General features: G+C 71.2%; 18 protein-coding genes, 1 tRNA gene and 1 pseudogene. 10 read left to right on the top strand and 10 right to left on the bottom strand.

Annotated features, from left to right (window positions below; all coding sequences use genetic code 11):
• The first annotated feature begins 46 nt into the window (after window positions 1-46).
• The 6 genes from PS467_RS11830 (at window position 47) to PS467_RS11805 (ending at window position 9,836) form a co-directional block, all read left to right on the top strand.
• Window positions 47-3,733: a nitrate reductase subunit alpha gene (locus PS467_RS11830; protein WP_311035235.1), complete on the top strand. Its 3,687-nt coding sequence runs from the start codon at window positions 47-49 to the stop codon at window positions 3,731-3,733.
• Window position 3,734: 1 nt separating this feature from the next.
• The gene (gene narH, locus PS467_RS11825; protein ID WP_311035234.1) at window positions 3,735-5,375 is read left to right on the top strand and encodes a nitrate reductase subunit beta; all 1,641 of its coding nucleotides are present in this window, start codon (window positions 3,735-3,737) and stop codon (window positions 5,373-5,375) included.
• Entirely contained in the window at window positions 5,372-6,007 is a 636-nt protein-coding gene (gene narJ, locus PS467_RS11820; RefSeq protein WP_311035233.1) for a nitrate reductase molybdenum cofactor assembly chaperone, read from the top strand. Before narH ends, narJ begins: the two co-directional genes overlap by 4 nt.
• Window positions 6,004-6,765 (top strand): respiratory nitrate reductase subunit gamma, encoded by a 762-nt coding sequence (gene narI, locus PS467_RS11815; RefSeq protein ID WP_311035232.1) that lies wholly within the window; start codon window positions 6,004-6,006, stop codon window positions 6,763-6,765. The genes narJ and narI overlap by 4 nt, the downstream gene beginning before the upstream one ends.
• A gap of 186 nt (window positions 6,766-6,951) precedes the next feature.
• Complete coding sequence (locus PS467_RS11810; RefSeq protein WP_311035231.1) at window positions 6,952-8,352, top strand: pyridoxal phosphate-dependent decarboxylase family protein; 1,401 nt, start codon at window positions 6,952-6,954, stop codon at window positions 8,350-8,352.
• Window positions 8,349-9,836 (top strand): lysine N(6)-hydroxylase/L-ornithine N(5)-oxygenase family protein, encoded by a 1,488-nt coding sequence (locus PS467_RS11805; protein WP_311035230.1) that lies wholly within the window; start codon window positions 8,349-8,351, stop codon window positions 9,834-9,836. The genes PS467_RS11810 and PS467_RS11805 overlap by 4 nt, the downstream gene beginning before the upstream one ends.
• A gap of 21 nt (window positions 9,837-9,857) precedes the next feature.
• Here the strand turns inward: PS467_RS11805 and PS467_RS11800 are convergent, their stop codons facing one another.
• The 5 genes from PS467_RS11800 to leuC form a co-directional block, all read right to left on the bottom strand.
• Window positions 9,858-11,249, bottom strand: coding sequence for an MmgE/PrpD family protein (locus tag PS467_RS11800; protein ID WP_311035229.1), 1,392 nt, complete (start codon window positions 11,247-11,249; stop codon window positions 9,858-9,860).
• Window positions 11,250-11,315: 66 nt separating this feature from the next.
• On the bottom strand, window positions 11,316-12,767 hold the full coding sequence (locus tag PS467_RS11795) for an MmgE/PrpD family protein (RefSeq protein ID WP_311035228.1): 1,452 nt from the start codon (window positions 12,765-12,767) through the stop codon (window positions 11,316-11,318).
• 66 nt (window positions 12,768-12,833) lie between these two features.
• Entirely contained in the window at window positions 12,834-13,727 is an 894-nt protein-coding gene (locus tag PS467_RS11790; protein ID WP_311035227.1) for an isocitrate lyase/PEP mutase family protein, read from the bottom strand.
• 11 nt (window positions 13,728-13,738) lie between these two features.
• Entirely contained in the window at window positions 13,739-14,329 is a 591-nt protein-coding gene (gene leuD / locus PS467_RS11785) for a 3-isopropylmalate dehydratase small subunit (protein WP_311035226.1), read from the bottom strand.
• Window positions 14,330-14,334: 5 nt separating this feature from the next.
• Window positions 14,335-15,735, bottom strand: a complete 1,401-nt coding sequence (gene leuC / locus PS467_RS11780) for a 3-isopropylmalate dehydratase large subunit (protein ID WP_311035225.1) — start codon at window positions 15,733-15,735, stop codon at window positions 14,335-14,337.
• A gap of 133 nt (window positions 15,736-15,868) precedes the next feature.
• Here leuC and PS467_RS11775 point away from each other — a divergent pair, with 133 nt between their 5' ends.
• Window positions 15,869-16,567 carry a GntR family transcriptional regulator gene (locus tag PS467_RS11775; RefSeq protein ID WP_311035224.1) on the top strand — a complete coding sequence of 233 codons (699 nt, stop codon included), beginning with the start codon at window positions 15,869-15,871 and terminating at the stop codon, window positions 16,565-16,567.
• Between the two features lie 91 nt (window positions 16,568-16,658).
• Here PS467_RS11775 and PS467_RS11770 read toward each other — a convergent pair whose 3' ends face one another.
• The 3 genes from PS467_RS11770 to PS467_RS11760 all read right to left on the bottom strand — a co-directional run bounded on the left by PS467_RS11770 (window position 16,659) and on the right by PS467_RS11760 (window position 21,882).
• On the bottom strand, window positions 16,659-18,377 hold the full coding sequence (locus PS467_RS11770; RefSeq protein WP_311035223.1) for a long-chain fatty acid--CoA ligase: 1,719 nt from the start codon (window positions 18,375-18,377) through the stop codon (window positions 16,659-16,661).
• A gap of 68 nt (window positions 18,378-18,445) precedes the next feature.
• Window positions 18,446-19,756, bottom strand: coding sequence for an MFS transporter (locus PS467_RS11765; protein ID WP_311035222.1), 1,311 nt, complete (start codon window positions 19,754-19,756; stop codon window positions 18,446-18,448).
• A 314-nt stretch (window positions 19,757-20,070) separates the two neighbouring features.
• Entirely contained in the window at window positions 20,071-21,882 is a 1,812-nt protein-coding gene (locus tag PS467_RS11760; protein WP_311035221.1) for a bifunctional metallophosphatase/5'-nucleotidase, read from the bottom strand.
• Between the two features lie 371 nt (window positions 21,883-22,253).
• Here PS467_RS11760 and PS467_RS11755 point away from each other — a divergent pair, with 371 nt between their 5' ends.
• Together PS467_RS11755 and pyk are read left to right on the top strand one after the other, a co-directional pair.
• On the top strand, window positions 22,254-22,970 hold the full coding sequence (locus PS467_RS11755; protein ID WP_311035220.1) for an SIMPL domain-containing protein: 717 nt from the start codon (window positions 22,254-22,256) through the stop codon (window positions 22,968-22,970).
• A 134-nt stretch (window positions 22,971-23,104) separates the two neighbouring features.
• Window positions 23,105-24,535: a pyruvate kinase gene (pyk, locus tag PS467_RS11750; protein ID WP_311035219.1), complete on the top strand. Its 1,431-nt coding sequence runs from the start codon at window positions 23,105-23,107 to the stop codon at window positions 24,533-24,535.
• A gap of 60 nt (window positions 24,536-24,595) precedes the next feature.
• On the opposite strand, the pseudogene PS467_RS11745 reads toward pyk, so the two are convergent.
• Both PS467_RS11745 and PS467_RS11740 read right to left on the bottom strand, forming a co-directional pair.
• Window positions 24,596-24,700: pseudogene (locus PS467_RS11745) on the bottom strand (transcriptional regulator); the annotation flags it as partial.
• 110 nt (window positions 24,701-24,810) lie between these two features.
• A tRNA-Leu gene (locus tag PS467_RS11740) sits at window positions 24,811-24,884 on the bottom strand.
• Between the two features lie 99 nt (window positions 24,885-24,983).
• On the opposite strand from PS467_RS11740, the gene PS467_RS11735 reads away from it, so the two are divergent.
• Entirely contained in the window at window positions 24,984-25,622 is a 639-nt protein-coding gene (locus PS467_RS11735; protein ID WP_311035218.1) for an ANTAR domain-containing response regulator, read from the top strand.
• The last annotated feature ends 69 nt before the right edge of the window (window positions 25,623-25,691 follow it).

The raw sequence follows: 25,691 nt of genomic DNA, 5'->3' as shown, positions 1-25,691 counted from the left end.
ACGAAACCGCACAGCACCAGGGGGAGCCGGGGCCGTCGCCGCGGCGGTGACCGAGAGACTGCTCGCGGCCGGGACGTCGCTCCGCCGCCTCCCGGCCAGCACCGATCTGCGGGCCGTCTACCGGACCGACCAGACCGTGGAGGACTCCCCGTACCGCGAACGCTGGGCGCACGACCGGGTGGTGCGGTCCACCCACGGCGTCAACTGCACCGGATCCTGCTCCTGGAAGGTCTACGTCAAGGACGGGCTGATCACCTGGGAGACCCAGCAGACCGACTACCCCTCGGTCGGCCCCGACCGCCCCGAGTACGAACCACGGGGCTGCCCGCGCGGCGCCTCCTTCTCCTGGTACACCTACTCGCCGACCCGAGTGCGCCACCCCCTCGCCCGCGGGGTGCTGGTCGAGCTCTACCGGGAGGCCCGCGACCGGCTCGGCGACCCGGTGGCCGCCTGGGCCGAGATCACCTCGGACCCGGTCAAGCGGCGCCGCTACCAGTCGGCCCGCGGCAAGGGCGGGCTGGTGCGGATCGGCTGGGAGGAGGCCCTGGAGATCGCGGCCGCCGCCCATGTGCACACCCTGTCCGCCCACGGCCCGGACCGGATCGCCGGTTTCTCCCCCATCCCGGCCATGTCGATGGCCTCCCACGCCGTCGGCGCCCGCTTCATGGCGCTGATCGGCGCCCCGATGATCTCCTTCTACGACTGGTACGCGGACCTGCCGATCGCCTCCCCCCAGGTGTTCGGCGACCAGACCGACGTCCCCGAATCGGGCGACTGGTGGGACGCGGCCTATCTGATGCTGTGGGGCTCGAACGTGCCGGTCACCCGCACCCCCGACGCCCACTGGATGGCCGAGGCCCGCTACCGGGGACAGAAAGTGGTGGTGGTCTCCCCGGACTACGCCGACGCCACCAAGTTCGCCGACGAATGGCTGCACCCCCACCCCGGGACCGACGGGGCGGTCGCCATGGCGATGGGACACGTCATCCTCAAGGAATACTTCGTCCAGCGCGAGGTCCCCTACTTCACCGACTACGCCCGGCGCTTCACCGACCTGCCCTTCCTGGTCGAGCTGGAGGAGCGGGAGCGGCCCGGAACCCACACCCCCGGCCGGTTCCTCACCGCCGCCGACCTGGAGGCCACCGAACCGGACCTGGCCGCCCATGTGGACCGGGCGGCCCGCCGCTGGATGCCGGTGCTCCACGACGCCGGGACCGACCGCCCCGCGGTCCCGAACGGCACCCTCGGCGACCGCTGGGCCGACGGCGGCGAAGGCCGCTGGAACCTGGACCTGCGCGGCATCACCCCACGGCTCACCCTCCACGGCACCACCGGCGCCCAGGCCGTCGAGGTCGAACTGCCCCGCTTCGACGAACCCGGCGCCACCACCCGGCGCGCCGTCCCGGCCCGGCGGATCGGCGGACGCCTGGTCACCACCGTCTTCGACCTGCTCCTGGCCCAGTACGGGGTCGACCGCCCCGGCCTGGCCGGACAGTGGCCCACCGGCTACGACGACGCCTCGGCGGCGCCCACCCCGGCCTGGCAGGAGGCCATCACCTCGGTCCCGGCCGCCGCCGTGATCCGCGCCGCCCGGGAGTTCGCGGGCACCGCGGAGAAGACCCGCGGCCGCTGCATGATCGTGATGGGCGCCGGCACCAACCACTGGTTCCACTCCGACACCATCTACCGCTCCTTCCTCACCCTGCTGCTGCTCACCGGCTGCCAGGGCGTCAACGGCGGCGGCTGGGCACACTACGTGGGCCAGGAGAAGGTGCGTCCCTTCACCGGCTGGCAGCAGCTGTCCACCGCCGCCGACTGGACCCGGCCGTCCCGGCAGATGGCGGGCACCCCGTACTGGTACCTGCACACCTCCCAGTGGCGCTACGAACGGTACGGGGCCGACGCGCTGGCCTCACCCACCGGCCGGGGACTGTTCACCGGCCGCCACACCGCCGATCTGGTCGCCCAGTCCATGCGGCTGGGCTGGATGCCCTCCTACCCCACCTTCTCCGCCAACCCCCTGGAACTGGGCCGCCGGGTGAAGGAGAGCGGACGCCCGGCGGGGGAGTGGCTCGCCGATCACCTCACCTCCGGCGACCTGGAGTTCGCCTGCGAGAACCCGGACGCGCCGGAGAACTGGCCCCGCGTGCTCACCGTCTGGCGGGCCAACCTCATCGGCTCCTCCGCCAAGGGCAACGAGTACTTCCTGCGCCATCTGCTGGGCGCCCAGGACAACGCCACCGCCGAGGAGACCCCGCCGGAGAGCCGGCCGGCCGACCTCACCTGGCAGGACCAGGCGCCCCGCGGAAAGCTCGACCTGCTGCTCGCGCTGGACTTCCGGATGACCTCCACCACCCTCTTCGCCGACCTCGTGCTCCCCGCCGCCACCTGGTACGAGAAACACGACCTGTCCAGCACCGACATGCACCCCTACGTGCACGCCTTCACCCCGGCCATCATCCCGCCCTGGCAGGCCCGCACCGACTTCGACATCTTCCACGGCCTCGCCCGCAAACTCAGCGAACTGGCCGCCGGACGGCTGGACACCGCCCACGACCTGGTCGCCACCGCCCTCCTGCACGACACCCCCGGGGAAACCGCCCAGCCCGGCGGGACCGTCCCGGACTGGCGGGACGGCCACACCCCCGCCGCACCCGGTGTCAACCTGCCGAACGTCACCCTGGTGACCCGCGACTACACCGCCGTCGCCGACCGGCTCGCCGCCTTCGGCCCGCTCGCCCAGCAGGCGGGCATGCAGGTCAAGGGCATCACCGTGCACCCGGACCCGGAAGCCGCCTGGCTGGCCGACCGCTGTGGCACCGCGACCGGCGGCGCCGCGGCGGGCCGGCCCCTGCTGGACACCGACGCCAAGCTGTGCGAGGCCATCCTCGCCCTGTCGGGCACCACCAACGGGCGCATCGCCGCCGAAGGGTTCGCCCGGCTCGCCGAGCGCTGCGGCCCCGACTCCGGCCTCACCGCACTGGGCGCCTCGGTGGCCGAGCGCCGGGTGGTGTTCTCCGACACCCAGGCCAGGCCCGTCCAGGTCGGCGCCAGCTTCGAATGGTCCGGCAAGGAGGCCCCCGACCGCCGGTACGCGCCGTTCACCATCAACACCGAGCACCACAAACCCTGGCACACCCTCACCGGCCGCCAGCACTTCTACCTCGACCACGCCTGGATGGCCGAACTGGGCGAACAACTCCCCGTCTACCGGCCCCCGCTGGACCTGGCCGCCCTCGGCGAGGCCCCGCCGGGAGCGGACGGCGACACCGGCCGCGCGGTCACCGTCCGCTACATCACCCCGCACTCCAAGTGGTCCATCCACTCCGAGTACCAGGAAAACCTGATCATGCAGACCCTGGCCCGCGGCGGCCCCGTCATCTGGCTCAGCGTCCCCGACGCCCAGGCCATCGGCGTATCCGACAACGACTGGATCGAGGCCGTCAACGCCAACGGCGTCGTGGTCGCCCGCGCCGTGGTCTCCCACCGCATGCCCACCGGCACCGTGTTCATGTACCACGTGCAGGAACGGCTGGTGAACGTGCCCAAGTCCGAGGCCACCGGCCGCCGCGGCGGAGTGCACAACGCCCTCACCAAACTGCTCATCAAACCCACCCACCTCATCGGCGGCTACGCCCAGCTCTCCTTCGCCCCCAACTACTACGGCCCCACCGGCAACCAGCGGGACGCGGTCACCGTCATCCGGCGCCGCTCCCAGAACGTGGAGTACTGACATGCCGCGTCACCGCCCGCGCACCCCCCGGGTGATGGCCCAGGTCGCCATGGTCATGAATCTCGACAAGTGCATCGGCTGCCACACCTGCTCGGTCACCTGCAAACAGACCTGGACCAACCGCTCCGGCACCGAATACGTCTGGTTCAACAACGTCGAGACCCGCCCCGGCCAGGGCTACCCCCGCGGCTACCAGGACCAGGACACCTGGAAGGGCGGCTGGCACCTCAAAGGCGGCAGGCTGGTGCCGCGCACCGGCGGCCGGGCCCGCCGCCTCGCCCGGCTGTTCGCCAACCCCGAACTGCCCCGGCTGGACGACTACTACCAGCCCTGGACGTACGACTACGACACCCTCACCACCGCCCCGCTCGGCGACGACGTGCCCACCGCCCCGCCCCGCTCCCTCATCGACGGCCGGCCCACCGCCGTCACCTGGGGACCCAACTGGGACGACGACCTCGGCGGCGGCCCCGAACACATCGCCGGCGACCCCGTCCTGGCCAAGATGAGCGAACAGGTCCGGCTGGAGTACGAACAGGCCTTCATGTTCTACCTGCCGCGCATCTGCGAGCACTGCCTCAACCCCTCCTGCGTCGCCGTCTGCCCCTCCGGCGCGCTGTACAAGCGGATCGAGGACGGCATCGTCCTGGTCGACCAGGACCGCTGCCGCGGCTGGCGCATGTGCGTCAGCGGCTGCCCGTACAAGAAGATCTACTTCAACCACCGCAGCGGCAAGGCCGAGAAGTGCACCCTGTGCTACCCGCGCATCGAGGCCGGGGAACCCACCGTGTGCTCCGAGACCTGCGTGGGACGGCTGCGCTACCTCGGCGTCATGCTCTACGACCCCGACAAGGTCGGCGAGGCCGCCGCCACCCCCGATGAAAAGGACCTCTACGAGGCCCAGCTCGGCTGCTTCCTCGACCCCCACGACCCCGCCGTCGCCCGCGCCGCCGCCGACTCCGGCATCCCCAACGACTGGATCGAGGCCGCCCGGCGCTCCCCGGTGCACGCCCTCATCACCCGCTACCGGGTGGCCCTGCCCCTGCACCCCGAATACCGCACCATGCCCATGGTCTGGTACGTCCCCCCGCTCTCCCCGGTCGTGGACGCGCTCACCACCACCGGCCACGACGGCGAGGACCCCGTCAACCTCTTCGGCGCCATCGACAGCCTGCGCATCCCCCTGGGCTACCTCGCCGAACTCTTCACCGCCGGCGACCCCGAACCGGTCGAGGCCGCCCTGTGCCGGCTGGCCGCCATGCGCAGCCATATGCGCCGGATCAACCTCGGCGAGGAACGCGACCCCGCCATCGCGGCGGCCGTCGGCCTGGACCAGGACGGCATCGAGGCCCTGTACCGGCTGCTGGCCCTCGCCAAGTACGAGGAGCGCTACGTCATTCCCACCAGCTACACCACCGGTCCCGGCGGCGACGCCTCCCTGGACTCCTGCAGCCTCGACGGCGACGGACTGCCCGGCATGATGCCCTACGGCCCGCCCGGCGCCGACGCCTTCCACACACCCCCGGCACCCGAACCCGCCGGCACCGCCTCCGGCCTCGCCAGCCGGATCAACCTGCTCAACTGGAACGGCCGCGGCCGCCCCGCCGGACTGTTCCCGAAGCGGAACGGGGACACCCGGTGAACCCCGCCACCCCCGCCCTGCACCAGGCCGCTGCCCTCCTCCTCGGCTACCCCGGACCCGACTGGCCCGCCCGCCACACACTGGTACGCGACTGCCTCACCGAACTCGCCACCCCCGCCGCCGCGCCCCTGCTGCGGTTCTGCGCCGCCGTCGACGGCACCCCGGTGCTCGACCTGGCCTCCGCCTACGTCCGCACCTTCGACCGCAGCCGCCGCCGCACCCTGCACCTCACCTACTACACCGACGGGGACACCCGCCGCCGCGGCTCCACCCTCGCCGCCCTCAAGGCCCACTACCGCGCCCACGGATGGGCACCCCCCGAGAACGAACTCCCCGACCACCTGCCCCTCCTGCTGGAGTTCGCCGCCCGCTGCCCGGACCCCGGCAGCGCGCTCCTGCGCGACCACCGCGCCGCCCTGGAACTGCTCAGGATGGCCCTCACCGACCACGGCAGCCCGTACGCCGACATCCTGCGCGCCGTCTGCGACACCCTGCCCGGACCCTCACCCGCCGACCGCGCCCAGGCCCTCGCCCTCGCCCGCGGCGGACCGCCCACCGAAACCGTGGGCCTGGCCCCCTTCTCCGCAAACCCCTCCTTGAAGCCCTCCGCCGTGCGAGGAACCGGCCGATGAACCACCTCGACACCGCCCTGTGGGGCGTCCTCCCCTACCTCGTGCTCGCCCTCTTCACCGGCGGCAGCGCCTGGCGCTACCACTACGACCGCTTCGGCTTCACCACCCGCTCCAGCCAGCTCCACGAACACCGGCTGCTCGCCATCGGCGGCCCCCTCTTCCACTACGGACTGCTCTTCGTGATCGCCGGACACGTCATGGGCCTGCTCATCCCCGAAGCCCTCACCGAACGACTGCGCGTCAGCGAATCGCTCTACCACGCGGGCGCCCTGCTCGTCGGCGGCACCGCCGGCCTGGCCACCGCCGCCGGCCTGGGCATACTCCTCCACCGGCGGCTGCGCGTACCAGCCGTCCGGGCGGCCACCAACCGCACCGACAAGGCCCTCTACCCGCTGCTCGCCGCCGTCCTCCTCGCCGGACTCACCGCCACCGCCACCGGCGCCGGCCACCACGCCTACGACTACCGGCAGGGCGTCTCCGTCTGGTTCCGCAGCCTGTTCACCCTCGACCCCGACGTGCCCGCCATGACCCACGCCCCCCTGGCCTACCGGCTCCACGCCCTCCTGGCCATGGCCCTGTTCGCCCTGTGGCCCTTCAGCCGCCTCGTCCACGCCTTCACCGCCCCCATCGGCTACCTCACCAGGCCCTACGTCGTCTACCGCTCCCGCACCCCGGCCCACCCCCACCGGCACCCCGCCCTCACCGGCGCCGACACCGGCACCCCGGCCCCCCGGCGGCAGGGCCGGGCCAGGACCTGACAGCGGCGGCCTCCGGACGGCCCGGTGGTGCGGATCAATCCGCACCACCGGGCCGTACCACGTACGGGTGCACTTCCCGCCGACACCGGCCCGACCACCGCAGTGCGAAGTAGTTTGGGGCACCCCTGACCGCCCCCCGACCACTCCCACCCGCCCGAGTCCACCACACCCCCTAGGGGCACCCCCATGCCCGAGCCCGCATCCGCAACCGCCCGCCTCCTCGCCGGCGGCCACGACGGACCGGGCGCGCTCCGCCCGATGCTCGACACCGTCCTCCACGCCCTCGCCCACGGCGCCGCCGACCGCGGCGGACCGCTCCCGGCCGGGGGACCCGCCGCGGTGGCCCGGCGGATACGGGAGGCGGCCCGGCCGCTCATCCCCGACGAAGGGGAGGGGCCCCACCACGCACTGCGCACCCTCGTCCGCGCCCTCGCCCACGGCGCCGCCGACCCCGCCGACCCCCGCTGCACCGCCCATCTGCACTGCCCGCCACTCGCCGTCGCCACCGCCGCCGACCTCGCGGTCTCCGCGCTCAACCCCTCCCTCGACTCCTGGGACCAGGCCCCCGCCGCCTGCGAACTGGAGGCGCTCACCTGCCGCGCCCTGGCCGAACTCGTCCACCCCCACGGCCCCGCCCCCGACGCCCTCGTCACCACCGGCGGCAGCGAGTCCAACCAACTCGCCCTGCTCCTCGCCCGCGAAGCCGCGGGCGGCCGGCCACCGCGGATCATCCACGGCGCCAACGCCCACCACAGCATCCACCGCGCCGCCTGGCTCCTCGGACTCCCCGCACCGCACACCCTCCCCACCCCCGCCGGCGTCCTCGACCCGGCCGCGCTCCACACCGCCCTCGACCGGCTGCCCGCCGCCCCCACCCTCGTCGTCGCCACCGCCGGCACCACCGACACCGGAGCCATCGACCCGCTCCCCGAGATCGCCGACATCTGCGACCACCACTCCGCCACCCTCCACATCGACGCCGCCTACGGCGCACCCCTCCTCTTCAGCGACACCCTCCACAAACGGCTCCACGGACTCGACCGCGCCCACACCGTCGCCCTCGACCTGCACAAACTCGGCTGGCAACCCGTCGCCGCGGGCCTCCTCGCCGTCCCCGACACCGCCGCCCTCACCCCCCTGGCCCACCACGCCGACTACCTCAACGCCGACGACGACACCCACGCCGGCATCCCCGACCTGCTCGGCCGCTCCCTCCGCACCACCCGCCGCCCCGACATCCTCAAGATCGCCGTCACCCTGCGGGCACTCGGCCGCCGCGGCCTCGGCGACCTCGTCGACCACGTCTGCGCGGCCGCGCAAGCCCTCGCCGACCTCATCGAGGCCCGCCCCGGACTCGAACTCCACGCCCGCCCCACCCTCAGCACCGTCCTCTTCCGCCCCACCGGGGCACCACCCGCCGCCGTCGCCGCACTGCGCCGCCGCCTCCTCCACCACGGCACGGCCGTCCTCGGCCGCGCCACCACCCCCGAAGGACTGTGGCTCAAGGCCACCGTCCTGCACCCGCACACCCAGCCCGACGACCTGCGCGGGCTGCTCGAACTCGTGGAAGGCAACACCACCCCATGAGCACCGCACCCCCCACCCGCCCCGCCGCCGAGCCCGCCGCCACCGCCGACCGGCCCCTGGACCTGGCCGGTGTCGGCATCGGCCCGTTCAACCTCTCCCTCGCCGCCCTCGCCCACGGCGTCCCCGCCCTGCGCACCGCCTGCTACGAACAGCGGCCCGCCTTCCACTGGCACCCCGGCCTCCTCATCGACGGCGCCACCATCCAAGTCCCCTTCCTCGCCGACCTGGTCACCCTCGCCGACCCCACCAGCCCCTGGAGCTTCCTCCACTACCTCAAGGCCCACGAGCGGCTCTTCCCCTTCTACATCGCCGAGCGCTTCCACATCGAGCGCGCCGAATACGACGCCTACTGCCGCTGGGTCAGCGAACAACTCCCCGGACTCCACTTCGGCCACCGCGTCGACGCCGTCCGCTGGGACCACGAACACCAACTGTTCGAAATCGACTACACCCGCCTCGGCCCGGCCGCCGGCCCGCACACCCCCGACCCCACCGTCACCGACCACGAGAGCCGGACCCCCGGCCGCGCCTACGCCCGCAACCTCGTCCTCGGCGTCGGCACCGAACCGTACGTCCCCGAACCCCTCCGCCCCCTCGCCGACGCCCCCAACGTCCCCGTCCTGCACTCCTCCGACTACCTCGAACACCGCGAACGGCTCCTGGCCACCGGCCACGTCACCGTCATCGGCTCCGGCCAGTCCGGCGCCGAGGTCTTCCTCGACCTGCTGCGCAACCGCCCCCTCGGCGCCGAAGGACTCCACTGGCTCGCCCGCACCCCCGCCTTCGCGCCCATGGAATACAGCAAACTCGGCCTCGAGCAGTTCAGCCCGGACTACACCCGCTACTTCCACACCCTGCCCGAACCCGTCCGCGACCAGCTGCTGCCCCGCCAGTGGCAGCTCTACAAGGGCATCGCCCACGAAACCATCGACGCCATCCACCACGAGCTCTACCGCCGCGCCCAGCACGCCGACGGCTGGCCCGGCGCCGTCCTCACCCCCGGCGTCACCGTCCGCACCGCGGGACGCATCGCCGCCGCCCGCCTCGAACTCCACCTGGAACACATCCAGCAGGGCACCCGGGCCCGCCACACCACCGAGGCCGTCGTCCTCGCCACCGGCTACCGTGAGCGCCCCGTCGACACCCTCCTCGCCGCCCTCGACCCCTACATCCGGCGGGACGCCTCCGAGCGCCCCCGCGTCGACGCCGACCACCGCCTGGTCCTCGACCCCATGATCAAAGGCTCGGTGTACGTCCAGAACGCCGAGCGCCACACCCACGGCGTCGGCACCCCCGACCTCGGCCTCGCCGCATGGCGCTCCGCCGTCATCCTCAACTCGCTGCTCGCCGAGCCCGCCTACCGGCTGCCGTCCCGCACCGCGTTCACCACCTTCGGCCTCCAGCCGTCGGGGCGGTGCGGCACCGTCATCGGCAGCCCGCACCTCCCCGACCAGCGCGGCCCCCTCGCCCGCACCCGAACCTGACCGCGTGGGGGCGAGGGGGCGTCACGTACGAAGGCTGCGGGCGAGCGAGCGGATGCGGACCCCTTCGGGCAGCGTCCTGACCTGCTGAACGATTCCGCGGGCCTGCTCCTCTTTGTAGAGGGTGCGGACGAGTGCGTAGTACTTGGCCTCGACCGGCTCCCACGGCAGGTCGCCGCCGGGTTCGCCGGACGGCTGGTCGACGCGTATCTCGGGTGCCCGGCCGTCGTCCAGGCGGCAGGTGAGGACGGCTCCCGCGTCGGGAACCCGGTCGTCGGCGGTGACGTGGAGACGCTTGGTGAGGGCCAGGACGTCGGCGTCGCCCAGGCGCTGGTAGCTCGACCAGTCGACGGCGCCGTCGAGCAGCGCGACACTCGTCTGGAAGTAGACGCTGAACTGGGCGTCGACGGTGTTGGCCGGATGGGTCTTGTGTGCCTCGTCCGTACCGACGATCGTGTAGGCCCGCGGTGAGACGCGCACGCTGATCTCCGCGGACGGCGGGATGGTTCCGCCCAGGCTCTGGCGCAGCCGCAGGGCCGCGTCGATCGCCCCGTGGGCGAGGCGGCAGGCGGGGTAGGGCTTGATTCCGGTGTCGGACAGCAGCCAGTGTTCGCCGAGGCCGTCGGTGATCAGCTGGGGGCGCGGGGCATCGCTGTAGGAGCTGAGCAGCCCATGGCGTCCTTCCAGAGCCTGCTCCGCACCGCGGAATCCGGATGCGGTGAAGGCGAGGGACAGGATGGCGTTGTGTGCGGCGAGCCCCGGATGGAGCCGCTTGTTCCAGCTCCCGTTCTCCAGGTACTGCATGGACCCGGCCGCCATGGAGCCGGCGAGTCCGAAGGCGGCGGTGAGCTGTTCGGCGGTGGTGTTCATCAGCCGCGCCCCGGCCGCCACGGCGCCGAACAGGCCCGCGATGGCGGTGGGGTGGAACCCGCGGTCGTAGGCGCTCTGCCCGAGCGCGGCACCGACGCGGCAGCAGGTCTCGTAGCCCGCGGCGAGCGCGGTGAGGAACTCGGCTCCGGTGGCGTCTTCGCGCTCGGCGACGGCCAGGGCTGCTGGAATCACCGGAGCACCGGGATGCAGCGCGCTCGTGATGTTGGTGTCGTCGAAGTCGAGACTGTGCGCGAAGGCTCCATTGAGCAGTGCGGCGTACTGCCACGGGTAGCCGCGCTCGTGGCCGACGCAGGTGGCCGGGCCGTCAGGCGGTGCGAGGCTGCGCACCGCGTTGATGACGGCCGGGCTGGAGTCGGCCTGGGCGCTGCCGCCGACGGTCACGCCGATGAAGTCGAGCAGGCACTGCGACAACCGTGTCACCACGGAGGCCGGAAGATCCTCGAAGCGCAGTCGCGAGACGAACCGGGCGAGTTCGGCCGTCGGTCCCGCGGGCGAGGCGGACAGGGTCTCGGCGGGTGTGGTCATGAAGTCGGCGCCTCCGTTCGTATCCGGGGTGGGCGGGTGCTCCGGTGCACCTCTCGGGAAGGCCCCTCAGCCGAGCGCCGGGCGCGCCGCGGGGGACAGCAGGTCCGCCAGTGCGGTGATGTCCTCGAGGCCGTCGAGGCCGAGGACGGCGTGTTCGATGGCGGCCTGCCGGTCCGGGGTGATGACCGCGTGGGTCAGATCGCGGTACTTGGCGACGATGTCGGTGTTGCTCAGGGGGCGGTCGCCGGTGCCGCGGGGGTGGGTGACGAGGGTTTCGTGCCGGCTGCCGTCCTTGAGGGTCAGGCGGAGTCGGGTGGTCAGCCGCTCGTCGTGCGGGAGCTGGTCGTAGGCCGCTTCGTGACGGCTTTCGGTCCGGTCGATGAGGTACCAGACGTCGTCGCGGTTGATCCGTTCATCGGTGAACTGGTCGATGAGGACGGCTCCGTCGATCAGCGCGGCGGCCACGGCGTAGGCGAGGTTCATCTGGGCCCCGATCGGTTCGAGGGGGCGTACGGCCTGCCATCCGCCGTGGTGGAAGGCGGCTTCGGCGACGTCGATACGGATGTGCTCGATGTCCTCGACGGACAGCGGAAGTTCCCTGCGCAGCTTCAGAGCGGCGTCGATGGCGGCGTGCAGGCCGCCCATGGCGGCGTACGCCTTGACGGCGATGCGCTCGGTCTCCCAGACGCTGCCCAGGGTGTCGGCGATCTGCCGGGCATCGGGGCTGTGTCCTTCACCGAAGGTGGCCAGGAAGCCGCCGTACTCGCGCTCGAAGACGCGCTTGATGCCGACGTATCCGGAGGCGGCGAGCGCGGCGGCGGTGAGGCCGTTGCGCGCGGCGAAACCGTGCTGCATCCGCTTGACCATCGATTCGAACTGGGCGGCCATCAGCCCGCCGGACTGGGTGCCGGCGATTCCGAGGGTGTCCTCAAATCCCGCGGCGTCAAGGCCGTAGAGGGCCCCGGCCGCCGCGGCCGCGGCGTGGGTGCCGAACACCGGGCCCGAGTGCCAGCCACGGGACAGCATCTCCAGACCGTGCAGGGCCAGCCCGACCCGCGGCCCGGTCTCGTAGCCGAGGATCGCGCCGAGCAGAAAGCGGGAGCCCGACACTGTTCCGACGCGGGATGCGGCGGCGAGCAGGGCGGGCAGGACGAGGGAGTTGCTGTGCAGCGGGGCGAGGGGGTGGTAGTCGTCGAGCTCGAATCCCTGGATGAAGCTGGAGTTGAGCATCGCCGCCGAGGGCGCGCTGGTGGTGCGGCCGTCCCAACCGATGATCACGGCACTTCCGGCGTCGTCCAGTGCCGTGACGGCCTCGACGCCGGTGCGGGACACGGGGAGTTGGGCGCCGACCAGCGCACAGCCGACGCCGTCGAGCAGCAGGTGCTTGGCGCGCTCGCGTACGGAGGCCGGGATGTCGTCGAGGGTGGTGTCGGCCAGCCAGGTGGCCAGCCTGCCGGTCGGCCCGGTGGGGTCGCTTGCCGGGGCGCCGGTGTTCCGGGGGCGGTGTGATGCGCTCATTTCCGTTCGGTCTCTCTTCGCGCGAGGTGCGGTGCCGGAAGGTTTCGTGGCGATCTGCGGCCGGGCTCACTCAGGGGCGTGCGGCTTGGCGGCGCTGGTGCCCGTGTAGTGCTCGGACCATTCCAGCCAGTCGTCGAGTCCGACGATGTCGAACAGGGCGGCGGGCCCGTGGGCGTCCTGCTCAGGAGGGCGGCCCCGTTCGCCGAGGGTCGCCAGTGCGGTGTCCACCGCGGTGACCGCGGCACTGGCGGTGATGGCCGGGTAGAGGGCCAGCCGGAAGCCGAGCTGTGCCAGCTCCTCGGTGGACAGCACCGGCGTCCTGGAGTTGGCCAGCACGTTGGCGACCAGCGGGACCTCGACCCGTTCGGCGATGGTCTCCATCTCCGCGACACTCTCGGGTGCCTCGAGGAAGATCATGTCCGCGCCGGCGTCGGCGAAGCGGTTCGCCCGGTCGATGGCCTCCCGCAACCCCAGCGGCGCACGGGCGTCGGTGCGGGCGATGACCACCAGGTCCGCGTCGGCGCGGGCGGCCACCGCCGCCCGCACCTTGGAGACGGCGTCCTCCGTGGGGATGACGGCCTTGCCGGACAGGTGGCCGCAGCGTTTGGGGAAGACCTGGTCCTCGAGGTGCACCGCGGCCGCGCCGACCCGGACGTAGGACTCGATCGTGTGGCGGACGTTGAGTTCGTTGCCGTAACCGGTATCGATGTCGACCACCAGCGGGAGCGAGGTCGCCGAGCGCAGCCGGGAGGTGTGCGCGATCATCTCCGAGGCCGTCATCAGACCGAGGTCGGGGCGTCCGAGGACGGCGCAGGACGCCGCCCCGCCGCTGACGTACGCCGCGGGGAAGCCATGACGCTCGGCCAGGGCGGCCGTCAGACCGTCGTAGATGCCGGGAGCGACGATCAGTTCCTCGCCGGCGATCAGCCGGCGCAGTCGGGCCGCGGGGGAAGTGCTCATGGTCTCGCTCCTCAGGCCCGGACGGCGGGCAGCCCCGCGGGCCGCCCGGCCTCGTAGGCGGTGATGGCGGCGGCGTGCCGCAGGGTCAGGTCGATGTCGTCGAGCCCTTCGAGGAACCGTCGGCGGGTGAAGTCGTCGATCTCCAGGGGCAGATCCAGCTCCGCGCAGCGCACCCGGCGCTCGATGACGTCCAGGGTGACCGGTAGGGCGGGGTCCGCTTCGACGCGCTGCTGGAGGGCGAGGACGGCGTCCTCGTCGAGTTGGGCGGGGAGGAGGCCCGATTTGGTGGCGTTGCCGCGGAAGATGTCGCCGAAGCGGGCGGACACCACCACGCGGAAGCCGAAGTCCTGGAGGGCCCACACGGCGTGTTCCCGGGAGGAGCCGGTGCCGAAGTCGGGCCCGGCCAGCAGCACGGAGGCGTGCGTGTACTCGGGCCGGTTGAGTACGAAATCGGGGTCCTGGCGCCAGGTGTGGAACAGATGGTCGGCGAATCCGGTGCGGGACACCGTCAGGCAGTACCGGGCCGGGATGATCTGGTCGGTGTCGACGTTGCTGCGGCGCAAGGGCACCGCGGATCCGGTGTGCACGGTCAGTGGCTGCATGATGATCACGCGTCCAGGTCGGCGGGGGCGGTCAGACGGCCGGTGACGGCGGTGGCGGCGGCGGTGGCCGGAGAGACCAGATGAGTGCGTGCGCCTTTGCCCTGACGACCCTCGAAGTTGCGGTTGGACGTGGAGGCACAGCGCTGTCCGGGCCCGAGCCGGTCGTCGTTCATGCCGACGCACAGCGAGCAGCCGGCCGCCCGCCACTGCGCGCCCGCGGCGAGGAAGACCTCGTGCAGTCCCTCCGACTCGGCCTGGGCCTTGACGCTCATGGATCCCGGGACGACGACCATCCGCACCCCCGGCGCGACCTTCCTGCCGCGCAGGATCTCGGCGGCGGCCCGCAGGTCCTCGAGGCGCCCGTTGGTGCACGACCCGAGGAAGACGGTGTCGACGGCGATGTCCCGCATCCGGGTGCCCGGGGAGAGCCCCATATAGGCCATGGCCTGCTCGGCGGCGGTGCGCTTGTGGGGGTCGGCGAAGCCGTCCGGGGCGGGGACCGTGCCGGACAGCGGTACCGCTTGGCCGGGGTTGGTGCCCCAGGTGACGTACGGCGACAGTCCGGCGGCGTCCAGTTCGACCTCGGTGTCGAAGGCGGCGCCCTCGTCGGTGGCCAGGGAGCGCCAGCGCTCCAGCGATGTCTCCCAGTCCCTGCCCTTCGGGGCGTACTTCCGGCCCGCCAGGTAGGCGAACGTCGTCTCGTCCGGGGCGATCAGCCCGGCTCGGGCGCCGGCTTCGATCGACATGTTGCACACCGTCATCCGGCCCTCCATCGACAGCGCCCGGATCGCCTCACCGCGGTACTCGATGATGTGACCCTGGCCGCCACCGGTGCCGATCTTCGCGATGACGGACAGGATCAGGTCCTTCGCGGTGACTCCGGCGGGCAGCCGGCCGTTCACCGTGACGGCCATCGTCTTCGGCCGCTGCAGGGGCAGCGTCTGGGTCGCCAGCACATGCTCGACCTCGCTGGTGCCGATTCCGAGGGCCAGCGCCCCGAACGCGCCGTGGGTGCTGGTGTGGCTGTCGCCGCACAGGATGGTCATACCGGGCTGGGTGATCCCCAGCTGCGGGCCGATGACGTGCACGATCCCCTGGTCCGCCGAGCCCATGCGGTGCAGCGGGACCCCGAACTCGGAGCAGTTGCTCCGCAGCGCGTCCATCATCATGCGGGCCACCGGGTCCCCGACCGGGCGGTCGATGGCGAGGGTCGGGACGATGTGGTCCTCGGTCGCCATGGTCAGCTCCGGGCGCCGCACCCGCCTGCCGGTCTGACGCAGCCCGGCGAACGCCTGGGGGCTGGAGCCCTCGTGCAGCAGGTGGAAGTCGATGTACAGCAGGTCGGGTTCGCCTTCGGCGTGCCGCACGACATGGGCGTCCCACACCTTCTCGACCAACGTCTTCATCCGCACCTCCTCGAGGACGTCTCATTTCCCGGCGATGGTAGGGCGAAATTGTAGGATGATGCAAGGGGGCAAAATATGGACAGCGTGCCGGGCCCGGCAAGACCGGCCCCCATCGAGCGAGAGGAAACCGAAAGTGACCGAGCAAGTAGTGACCGGCGGGGGGCGTCGCGGGGCGTCATCCGCCGTCGAGCGGGTGGTCGCCACCGTGCGGGAGGGGGTCAAGACCGGCCGCTACGTCCCCGGTCAGCGCCTTGTGGAGGCCGACCTCATGCGGGAACTCGGCGTCGGACGCAACGCGCTGCGCGAGGCGCTGTCCCGGCTGCGCAGCGACGGCTTCGTGCAGATCGAAGCGCATCGGGGTGCCTCCATCCGCCGGCTGACCCGCGAGGACGTGGCTCAGCTCTACGAACTGCGCGAGGTCCTCGAAGGGCTCGCCGCCCGCCTCGCCGCCCAACGGATCGGCGAAACGGATCACCGTCAGCGCCTGGTGGCGGCACTCGAATCCATGCATGAGGTCGCCCGCACCGCCGAACTGCCGGCCTACATGGACGAGAACATCCGGTTCCACCGCACCATCGTCGAGCTGAGCGCCCATCCGCGCCTGGAGGAGCTGGTGGACCAGCTCCAGATCCAGACCTTCCGCATCCAGTTCCGCTCGGCGGCGGCGAACCACGACAGGACCGGCATGCGGGAATACTCGGTCACCGAGCACCAAAGCCTCGCCGAGGCGATTCTCGACGGCGACGGCACCCGAGCCGAAGACCTGATGCGCCGTCACCTGAGGCACACCAGAAGCGGCATCATGCAGCTCCCGGACGGCGACTTCGCCTGAGGGACCTCCTCCAGCCGGCCAGGGGCGGGTTCGCCTGTCCCATGTGCCGCCGGACAGGCGAACCCGTGAGCGGGCAGAGCCCTCCGCCCCTTCAGACCCCCCGCTCCCGGCGCCCGGGGACGCGAACGGCGTCCAGCTCGCCGTCGGCGTACCGAGCCCGGAGCGCTTTTTTGTCGAGTTTGCCCACGGAGGTCTTCGGAAGGCTGGGCAGGCGGACCCAGTGGTCCGGCAACTGCCAGGACGCGATGTGCCCGGCGAGGAAGTCGCGCAGCGGCCCGAAGGCGATGTCCGCACCCGGACGGAGCACGACCGCCGCCAGCGGGCGCTCCCCCCAACGCTCATCGGGGACGGCGACGACGGCTGCCTCGGCCACCGCCGGGTGCGCCATGAGGTGGTTCTCGAGCTGGACCGAGGAGATCCACTCGCCCCCTGACTTGATGAGGTCCTTCGCGCGGTCGGTGAGTGTGAGATAGCCGTCCGGGGTCAGCGTCGCGATGTCCCCGGTGCGCAGCCAGTCCCCGTCGAACCGCTCGTGCGCCTCGGGGGTCTGAGGGTCCGACGGCGTCGCCGGGTGGGCCCCCTCGTAGTAGGAGCCGGTGATCCACGGGCCGCGCACCTGGAGCTCACCGCTGGTGCGCCCGTCGTGGGGGACCGGGGCTCCGTCGAGGCCGACCAGCCGGGCCTGGACCGAGGCCGGGACCCGGCCCTGGGTGACCCGGTACGTCCACGCCTGCTCGTCGTCGACGCCGGCGGGTGGCCGGGCCAGCGCCCCCAAAGGTGAGGTCTCGGTCATCCCCCAAGCCTGGAGGACCCGTACGCCGTGCCGGCTCTCGAGGCCGCGCATCAGTGACGGGGCGCATGCGGAACCGCCCACGACCGCCGTGCGCAGGCTGGACACGTCGCGCGGTCGCGCGTCGAGTTCGGTGAGGAGGGCGGACCACACGGTCGGTACCGCGGCCGCCACAGTGGGCCGTTCTGCGGCGATCATGTCGGCGAGTGGCGCTCCTTGGAGGAACCGGTCCGGCATCAGCAAGGAGGCACCGGTCATGAAGGCGGCGTGCGGGATGCCCCAGGCGTTGACGTGGAACATCGGGACCACGGGAAGCGCGGTGTCCGCGGAGCCGAGGGCGAAGGCGTCGGCGGCCTGCAACTGCAGAGAGTGCAGGTAGATGGAACGGTGGCTGTAGACGACGCCTTTCGGGTTTCCGGTGGTGCCGGAGGTGTGGCACAGCGCCGCGGCCGACCGCTCGTCCATCTCCTCCCGCCAGGGATATTCCTCGGGCCGCCCCGCGATCAGTTCCTCGTAGTCGTGGACATGGATGCCGCGGCCGGCCCGGCGCCGGGCCGTGCGGGCCTCGTCGAGCCCGGAGCGGTCCCCGGGGCCCGCGACGATGAGGTGCTCGACCGAGGGCAGTCCGGCCAGTACCGGAGCGAGGAGCGGCAACAGCGATCCGTCAACGATGATCACGGTGTCGGCGGCGTCGTTGACGATCCAGGAGAGCTGATGTGGTGCCAGCCGGAGGTTGAGGGTGTGCAGCACCGCTCCCATCGCGGGGACGGCGAGATATGTCTCCAGGTGTTCGGCGTTGTTCCACATGAACGTGGCGACCCTGTCGCCGTCGCGGATTCCGAGTTCCTCGCGAAGCGCGTGGGCGAGGCGGGCAGCACGTGCGCCGGTCTCCGCGTAGCCGCGGCGCCGTGGTGAGTGGCTTTCGGACCAGGTGGTGACGGTGGAGTTCCCGAACACCGTCGAGCCGTGGATCAGAATCCGGGCGAGGGTGAGGGGAACGTCCTGCATGGTGCTCAACATGAGAGGCGGGGATCCTTGAACTGGAGGAGAGCGGCAGGGGGAGGTCCTGGGCGGGCGCGGCACGCGTCCTATGTGCGGACGGCGGCGTTCGCGGTCAGTTCCCGGCCTTTGGTCTCGGGAGCGAATGCCATGACGACGATGGCCGCGACCGTGGCGAGCGCGGTGGTCAGCAGTCCGATCTTGAATCCGGTCGTCCCCACGGCGAGGGTGCCGATGATGTACGGCGCGGCGGCGCCGCCGATGCGTCCACCGTGGTAGATGACGGACATGGCCGTCGCGCGGATGGGTGACCGGTGCACCAGCTCGGCGGTCCAGGGGCCGATCCCCGCGAGGATTCCGCTCACTCCCGTCCCGGCGAGGATGCCGGCGACGAGGGCGGCGGGATGTGAGCGGGTGCTGATCAGCAGGAGTATGCCGCAGACGGTCACGGTGAGATAGGCGATGAAGACCGGCTTGCGGCCCCACCGGTCCCCGACACCCAGATAGGCGATGATTCCCACCGCCACCCCCGCCTGCTGGATGAGCAGGAACGCCAGGCTCTTGGCCATGGAGAGCCCGTCGACCTCGACCAGGTATGTCGGCAGGAAGGAGACCACGCCCCAGAACATGTACTGCAGCACCAGCACGAACACCAGGCCGAGCAGCAGCGGTTGACGTGTTCCCCGGGCGAGCAGGGTGCGGGCCCGGGGGCGCGAGCTCCCCGATGTGTGATCCCTCGACCAACGGGGCGATTCCGGTGTGGCCACCCGGATGTAGAGAGCGAGCAGCAGCGGCAGCGCCCCGATCGCGTAGAGGATCCGCCAACCACCGTGGTGCAGGTCTCCCCCGTTGGACGCGGTGACCACGGTCGCGACACCCAACCCGAGCAGGTTGCCCAGCGGCCATCCGATCTGCATCAGAGCGCCGCTCTTGCCGCGGTGCTCCGCGGGCCAGGTTTCGGCGATGAGCGCGGCGCCCGCCGACCAGGTGGCGCCCAATCCCAGGCCGGCGAGGAGCCTCAGCAACGCGAAGACCCCCAAGGAGGGCGCCAGCGCCGCCAGGCCCGTGAAGAGGGCGTATACGGCGGTGGCGCGGCTCAGGGACTTCACCCTGCCGACGCGGTCGGCGATCGCGCCCCCGGTGATACCGCCGACGAGCATCCCCACGGCTTGGAGAGTGCCGATGAGACCGATCTGTGCCTTGGTGGTACTGAAGTCGGCCAGCAGTGCGGGGGTGGTCAGGGACAGCAGGGTGACGTCGAATACCTCGAACAGCCACGCCCCGCCGCCCGCGATGAGGGCTCGCCATGCCGTGGCGTCCACCTGTCGGTACCAGCGGACCGTGTCGTGGGTGCCGGAGGCGGATCCGCTGGGTGCGGTCGCCCGGCCCGTGGCGGTCACCGTCGCCGCCTCGGACGCTCGGCGAGGGGACCCGATGGCTGTGGTGGCGGAGGGGCGCCGGGCAAGTGAGACATGCGTTGCTCCCTGTCGGTCTGGGTTCGTCGGCGCGCGGACGGTGCTCCGACGCGACGCCCGAGTCGATGGGGCAAAAGTGTGGGACAATATTGTGGGCTCGTCAACGCTTGGTTTCGGGAATCTTTCACATCGCCCCGCCGCGCCCATCGCACCGAAAAAGAAGAAGACCGCCGCTTCCCATGAAGCGGCGGTCACCTGCGCGTCAGTCCTGCTCCGGGCAGGACCCGTCCGACGACCCCTCAGAACACCGGGACGCCGTCGCGGGTCAGCTTCCAGTCCACCGACCCGAACCGCGACACATCGATCGTCCCCTCCGCCTGCACCCAGGCGATGATCGTGTTCCGGATCTCCTCCGAATTGGCCCACACCTGCTTCGCGGAGGCCACATGCGGGAAGTTGCCACCCCCGCTCGCCCGGTAGTTGTTGACCGCCAGCACGAACTCCGCCTTCTCGTCGATCGGCTTGCCCCCGAAGCTCAGCCCGGCGATCCGCGACCCCGGCGCCTTCGCGATGTCGATCTCGTACGTCAGCCCGCCGACCGCGTCGTAGTTGTAGTCCGGGGTGTCCGAGGCGTTCGTCAGCTTCTCGGGGTCCACCTCACCGCCCGCCGGGGTCTGCACGTAGTAGCGCGCCGAGAACTCCAGATACTCCTTGAGCTGGGCGCCCGTCAGCACCCGCGCCTCCAGGGTGTTCTCGAACGGATACAACCCCGCCACCTGCCGGATCGTGACCTCCCCCGCCGGAATCGCCGCCGTCCGGGAGAAACAGGACGCCTGCGAGAGCACCGGCAGCGCCGCGTACTCCGTCCCCGCCAGCGCCGCCTTCACCGTCTCCGACTGCACATGGTTGATGAAGTCGATGATCGGCTCGTCCTTGTAGGGCGCCTCGGTGGCCGCCATCGCCACCGAGCAGGTGCCGATGGTCTGGTTCACATAGCCGACGACCTTCTTGTGCTCATCGCCGAGCAGCCGCACGATCCGCGGGTCCTCCTCGGCCGTGTTGGAGTTCAGCACCTCCGCCGACACCGACGCCACCTGCCAGCGGCCCCGCTCCCACTCGAGCTCGAAATCGAAGAGGGTGAGCCGCTGACCCCACTTGAGCGGCTCCGAGAGCACCACCTCGCGCCCCGTCTCCTCGTTCACCACCCGTGACTCGGGTATCTCCACATGCGCGTGGCCCACCAGGATCGCGTCGATCCCCGCCACCTTCCGCGCCACCAGCGCCGCCGCGTTCTCCACATACGGCACCTGGTCGCCGTAGCTGGACGTGCCGCTGGTCCCCGAATGCGCCGAGACGATCACCACGTCCGCGCCCATCGACCGCAGCCGCGGCACCCACTTCGCGGCCTGCTCCTCCAGGCCCGGGAACGTCATCTTCCCCTGCACATTGGCCTTGTCCCAGATCGCGATGCCCGGATTGGTCAGCCCCAGCACCGCCACCTTCACATCCCGCCCGAACGGGGTGCGCAGCCGCGTCATCCAGTACGGCGCGAAGGCCGGCCGCAGCGTCTTCGCGTCCAGCGCGTTCGCCCCCAGCAGCGGGAAGTCGCACTGCTCCTCGAACTTCCGCAGCACCGGGATGCCGTAGTTGAACTCATGGTTGCCCAGCGCCGCCGCGTCATAGCCGATCGCGTTCATCGCCCGCGCCATGGGATGCACCGGACCGTCCGCGCCCGTGATCGGGTCCACCTTGGCGTAGTAGTACGACAACTGGGTGCCCTGGATGGTGTCACCCGCGTCGATCAGCAGCGTATTGCGACGCCCCTTCTCCTCGCGGACCTGGTCGACCAGCGTGGAGATCTTCGCCAGGCCCACGTCGTTGTGCGCCGTGTCGTCGAACTCGGCGTCGGTGAAGTAGTCCCAGTTGAACACGTTGCCGTGCAGATCGGTCGTGCCCATCACGGTGAAGGCGTACCGCTTCCGGTGGCCGGCGGGGCCCTGGTGCCCCCGTGCCTGCGCGGCGGCAGCGGTGGAGGCCGAGGCCCCGGCCAGTGCGACCCCCGCGCTCGTCGCCGCCGAGCGGCCCAGGAACGTCCTACGGTTGAGCGGCATCTCTATGTCTCCCCTTGCGGTACACAACCCGTCGACAGCCCGCCGACCGGGCACAACGCGCGTAGATTCTGGCGCAGTCGCACCACTTGGCACCACCCCCGGCAGGTTGCGATCAGGTTGCCGCCCCGACGCGTGAGAGCCTCCACGCGTGAGAGCCTCCACGCGTGAGAGCCTCCACGCGTGAGAGCCTCCACGCGTGAGAGCCCCCACGCGTGAGTGCCACCACGCTTGAGGGGGCGTCAGCGGACGGGCCGGCTGACGGGCCGGCGCATCGGCAGCCCACCCGGCCCGGTCACCCCGCCCCGCCGAGGGGCCGCGCGCCGTACGCTCCGAACACCACCCCCCGTAACACCCGACCAGGAGCCCGCCCCATGAACCAGCCCGCCCAGCCGCCCGCCGCGCCCCAGCCCTACGGCACCCCCGACACCCCGCGCGTCGCCGTCCTCGGCGAGGCGCGCCTCGACGTCGACCCCGAGATCGCCCGGATCACCATCACCGTCAGCGCCCGGGGCGCCGACCGGCGCGCCGCGCTCGACGACCTCACCCGCCGCAACAATGAAGTCCGCGAACTGGTGAAGTCCTACGGCGAGGCGGTCGAGAAGCTGGAGACCGGCGCCTTCTCGGTCACCCCCGAACTGGCCCCCAAGAGCCGCCACGAGCGCGTACGGGCCTACCACGGCCGGGTGCACCTCACCGCGACCCTTACCGACTTCACCGCACTGGGCGAACTCACCACCCGCCTCGCCGACCTCGAACTCACCCGCGTCGACGGCCCCCGATGGGGGCTGCGCCCCGACTCGCCCGCCCACGGCCGGGCGCGGCAGCAGGCGGTGCGCGAGGCGGTGCAGCGGGCCCGTGAGTACGCCGGAGCACTCGGTGCCCGGCTGGTCGCGCTCGTCGAGCTCGCCGACCTCGAGGCGGAGCAGGGCCCGCTCCAGCCCGTCGCCGTCGCCGCCCCGCGCCGCCGGTCCGGCTACGGCGGCCCCGCCGACCAGGACGCCGTGGCCGCACTTGACCTCGAACCGCAGCGCCAGACGGTGTACGCACAGGTCAACGCCCGCTTTACGATGACCCCTCCCGAGCTGTGAACCGCCCTCGCGAACGCTCATCGGAGCACCCCTGTGCACGTTTCATTAGTTGTCAATAACCTGCCATCCAAAGGCCATGGAGGAGTGTGGAGTTCACGGTTCTTTACTCGCCGGTAAGTCATAGGCTCGGCACCATGCGCCGAGCAAAAATCGTCTGTACCTTGGGACCCGCCACCGACTCGTACGAGCAGATCAAGGCACTCGTCGAAGCCGGAATGGACGTGGCCCGCCTCAACCTCAGCCACGGCACCTACGCCGAGCACGAGGAGCGTTATCGGCGAGTGCGCAAAGCCTCGCTGGAGACCGGCCGCAGCGTCGGCATCCTCGCCGACCTTCAAGGCCCGAAGATTCGACTCGGCCGCTTCCGCGAAGGTCCCGTACTCCTTGAACGCGGTGACGAGTTCACCATCACCGTCGAACCCATCGAGGGCGACCGGTTCCGCTGCGGCACCACCTACGAGGGGCTGGCCGGCGACGTCAGCAAGGGCGAGCGCATCCTCGTCGACGACGGCCGCGTCACCCTCGAAGTCGTCGACGTCGACGGACCCCGGGTGCACACCATCGTCATCGAAGGCGGCATGGTCTCCGACCACAAGGGGCTCAACCTCCCCGGCGTCGCCGTCTCCGTCCCCGCGCTCTCCAAGAAGGACATCGAGGACCTGCGCTGGGCACTGCGCACCGGCGCCGACGTCATCGCCCTCTCCTTCGTCCGCAACGGCGACGACATCGTGGACGTCCACCGGGTGATGGACGAGGAGGACCGCCGGCTCCCCGTCATCGCCAAGATCGAGAAGCCGCAGGCGGTCGACAATCTCGAGGACATCGTCGACGCCTTCGACGGCATCATGGTCGCCCGCGGCGACCTCGGCGTGGAGATGCCGCTGGAACAGGTGCCGATCGTCCAGAAGCGCGCCATCAAACTGGCCAAGCGGAACGCCAAGCCGGTCATCGTCGCCACCCAGATGCTCGACTCGATGATCGACAACTCCCGCCCCACCCGGGCGGAGGCATCCGACGTCGCCAACGCGGTCATCGACGGCACGGACGCGGTGATGCTCTCCGGCGAGACCAGCGTCGGCAAGTACCCCATCGCCACCGTCAAGACGATGGGCCGCATCGTCGCCGCCGCCGAGGAGGACATCCTCGCCAAGGGCCTCCCCCCGCTCACCGAACGCAACAAGCCCCGCACCCAGGGCGGCGCGGTGGCCCGCGCGGCGGCCGAGATGGGCGACTTCCTCGGCGCGAAGTTCCTCGTCGCGTTCACCCAGTCCGGCGACACCGTCCGCCGTCTCTCCCGCTACCGCTCCCCGATCCCCCTCCTGGCCTTCACCCCCGAGCCGAACACCCGCTCCCAGCTCAACCTCACCTGGGGCGTCGAGACCTTCCTCGGCCCGAAGGTCGACTCCACGGACGAGATGGTGGCCCAGGTGGACGAGGAACTGCTGCGCCTCGGCCGCTGCCGCAAGGGCGACCTCGTCATCATCACCGCCGGCTCCCCGCCCGGCGTCTCCGGCTCCACCAACCTGGTCCGCGTCCACCACATCGGCGCGGACGACCTGAGGTAACCGCGCCTCGCTCCCCGGGGGCCGAAGTACTGGGCTCAGTACTTCGGCCCGACGTGCGTCGCGTGTCGCGTATCGGGATATCCCCGTCTGTTTGCTCACGGAGTTGAGGCTGCGCCCTTGGCGAACCAGGGCAAGAACGCGTTTGCGTGTTTCCAGGTCGTACACATATGCGAGTGTGACCGTGGGGCGTCCGATGCGCGCCCATTCGAAGGATCGTTCACCTCATTGAGGGAAGATCCCCATATCCACTGGCGACCTTGGAACCGAAGGAAAAGTGCCCCGGGTGGGATTCGAACCCACACTGAATACCTTTTGAGGGTATCGTCTCTGCCGATTGGACTACCGGAGCCCCTGCAATCTGAAGGTTAGTCTAGCCCCTCCGTGCGTCAAAGATACAGGACATCGGTAGGCTCGTGGTGGCCCACCTGCCAGGAAAACGAGGAGCACAGTGAGCACCGCTGACGCCCCCGACGCGCAGTCGCACGTCCCACCGCAGACAACCCGCGTCGTCATCGCCGAGGACGAGGCCCTCATCCGCCTCGACCTGAAGGAGATGCTCGAGGAGGAGGGGTACTCCGTCGTCGGCGAGGCGGGCGATGGTGAGACGGCCGTCGCGCTCGCCCAGGAGCACCGCCCCGATCTCGTCATCCTCGATGTGAAGATGCCGGTCCTCGACGGTATCTCCGCCGCCGAGCGGATCGCGGGGGACCGTATCGCCCCCGTCCTGATGCTGACCGCCTTCTCCCAGCGCGAGCTGGTCGAGCGGGCCCGGGACGCGGGGGCGATGGCGTATCTGGTGAAGCCGTTCAGCAAGAGCGATGTGGTCCCGGCCATCGAGATGGCCGTCTCCCGCTTCACCGAGCTGAAGACCCTGGAGAAGGAGGTCGCCGACCTCTCCCAGCGGCTGGAGACCCGCAAGCTCGTGGACCGGGCCAAGTCGATCTTGCAAACCCAGTACGGGCTGACCGAGCCCGCCGCCTTCCGCTGGATCCAGAAGACCTCGATGGACCGCCGGATGTCGATGCAGCAGGTGGCGGAGGCCGTGATCGAGGACGCGCAGGAGAAGAAGGCCGCCAAGGAGCAGTAGGGAACGAGGCGGCGGAAGGGCCCGCACCGCCGGATGAGGCGGTGCGGGCCCTTCGGCTGTGTCCGGGCG

This window comes from Streptomyces luomodiensis (assembly GCF_031679605.1).
Taxonomy (GTDB): Bacteria; Actinomycetota; Actinomycetes; order Streptomycetales; family Streptomycetaceae; genus Streptomyces; species Streptomyces luomodiensis.
This window is presented reverse-complemented; position numbering and strand designations above follow the sequence as displayed.

Excerpts from the sequence above, each read along its gene's own strand:
- narH (WP_311035234.1), top strand. The coding sequence starts at position 3,735 with ATGCCGCGTCACCGCCCGCGCACCCCCCGGGTGATGGCCCAGGTCGCC.
- narI (WP_311035232.1), top strand. The coding sequence starts at position 6,004 with ATGAACCACCTCGACACCGCCCTGTGGGGCGTCCTCCCCTACCTCGTG.
- PS467_RS11810 (WP_311035231.1), top strand. The coding sequence starts at position 6,952 with ATGCCCGAGCCCGCATCCGCAACCGCCCGCCTCCTCGCCGGCGGCCAC.
- PS467_RS11805 (WP_311035230.1), top strand. The coding sequence starts at position 8,349 with ATGAGCACCGCACCCCCCACCCGCCCCGCCGCCGAGCCCGCCGCCACC.
- PS467_RS11800 (WP_311035229.1), bottom strand. The coding sequence starts at position 11,249 with ATGACCACACCCGCCGAGACCCTGTCCGCCTCGCCCGCGGGACCGACG.
- PS467_RS11795 (WP_311035228.1), bottom strand. The coding sequence starts at position 12,767 with ATGAGCGCATCACACCGCCCCCGGAACACCGGCGCCCCGGCAAGCGAC.
- PS467_RS11790 (WP_311035227.1), bottom strand. The coding sequence starts at position 13,727 with ATGAGCACTTCCCCCGCGGCCCGACTGCGCCGGCTGATCGCCGGCGAG.
- leuD (WP_311035226.1), bottom strand. The coding sequence starts at position 14,329 with ATGCAGCCACTGACCGTGCACACCGGATCCGCGGTGCCCTTGCGCCGC.
- leuC (WP_311035225.1), bottom strand. The coding sequence starts at position 15,735 with ATGAAGACGTTGGTCGAGAAGGTGTGGGACGCCCATGTCGTGCGGCAC.
- PS467_RS11770 (WP_311035223.1), bottom strand. The coding sequence starts at position 18,377 with ATGTTGAGCACCATGCAGGACGTTCCCCTCACCCTCGCCCGGATTCTG.
- PS467_RS11760 (WP_311035221.1), bottom strand. The coding sequence starts at position 21,882 with ATGCCGCTCAACCGTAGGACGTTCCTGGGCCGCTCGGCGGCGACGAGC.
- PS467_RS11755 (WP_311035220.1), top strand. The coding sequence starts at position 22,254 with ATGAACCAGCCCGCCCAGCCGCCCGCCGCGCCCCAGCCCTACGGCACC.
- pyk (WP_311035219.1), top strand. The coding sequence starts at position 23,105 with ATGCGCCGAGCAAAAATCGTCTGTACCTTGGGACCCGCCACCGACTCG.